1 protein-coding gene is annotated in these 1,374 nt (G+C 28.5%); it reads left to right on the top strand.

Annotated features, from left to right (window positions below):
* Nucleotides 1-184: 184 nt before the first annotated feature.
* Entirely contained in the window at nt 185-1,318 is a 1,134-nt protein-coding gene (locus H601_RS0112965; RefSeq protein WP_026711885.1) for an IS110 family RNA-guided transposase, read from the top strand.
* The last annotated feature ends 56 nt before the right edge of the window (nt 1,319-1,374 follow it).

Here is a 1,374-nt window from a genome sequence, read left to right as displayed (position 1 = left end):
ATAACTACCAAGGTCTAGATACATTTTTATGATATTGTTCGGGAGGAATATCAACCTTATTTTAATCATATATTGAATTTGAATTAGTACTTAAACACTTTATTTTTATATAGAGATGTTGCATAAAATATGAGATAAAATCCAATATGATTTTGTTTACTTAACATTTTTAAATTTTTGAAATATGCTAAAGTATTCTGTTGGACTTGACGTTTCAAGTAAAAAAATTGATTGTTGTATTAGTGTTATTGACATTAATCAAAGAGTAACTGTAAAATCCAGTATTTCTATTTCCAATGATTTAAAAGGGTTTAAGAATCTAGAGAATTGGGCGATAAAACACTACAAAGAAAAGACTATTCCAATTGTCTTTTGCATGGAAGCCACCGGTGTTTATTATGAGTCTTGTGCCCTGTATTTATTTGAGAAGAACTATAAAGTGGCAGTTGTTTTACCTAATAAAGCAAAAAAATATTTGCAAGCCATTGGTCTTAAATCTAAAAATGACTCGATCGATGCTAAAGGACTTGCACAAATGGGAGCAGAACAAGCTTTGAAATTTTGGCAGCCGCTTTGTAAATATTTTTATGAACTAAGACAATATACGCGTCAATATCAAAGTATTCAGGAACAAAAAACATCAATTAAAAACCAATTACATTCTTTAGAAAAGGGAATGTATAACAACAAAACAATTACCAAACATTTAAAAGACATCATTAAACTGTTCGATAAGCAATTGATTGAATTAGATAAAAAAATACAATCCCATATCAATTCTAATCCCGAGGTTAAACAAAAAGTAGATAATATTTGTAAAATAAAAGGTATTGCTAATTTATCTCTTGCCACAATTTTAGCAGAAACTAATGGCTTTGAATTCTTTGAAAACACAAAACAATTAGTGTCTTACGCAGGATTTGATGTAGTAGAAAATCAATCTGGTAATAGAATTGGTAGAACTAAAATATCTAAAAAAGGAAATTCAAGAATTAGAAGAATATTGTTTATGCCTGCATTTACAGCAGTCAGTTGCAAAGAAAAACCTTTTTTAAACTTATACAATAGAACCTTTGAAAAGCATGGAGTAAAGATGAAAAGCTACGTTGCTGTTCAAAAAAAATTATTGATAATTATTTACTCTCTTTGGAAAAACAATCAAGAATATAATCCTCAAATTTATAATATTCAAGAAAAGGAACAAGAACTTTCTTCTGTGCTTACCTTTGAAAAAAACATAAAAAATAGCCCCAAACAAGTTGAGGCTATACAAGGTAAACATCCAGTGAAAGATCACAGTGTGCTTCCTCTATGCTAATACAAATTTAATAAAAAAAAGATCTAATAAAATTTGGTTTTGAAGATAGTACCTCC

The organism is Flavobacterium filum DSM 17961, from assembly GCF_000425465.1.
Taxonomy (GTDB): Bacteria; Bacteroidota; Bacteroidia; order Flavobacteriales; family Flavobacteriaceae; genus Flavobacterium; species Flavobacterium filum.
Note: the sequence above shows the minus strand (reverse complement) of the source record. Positions and strands in the feature narration are given on the sequence as shown.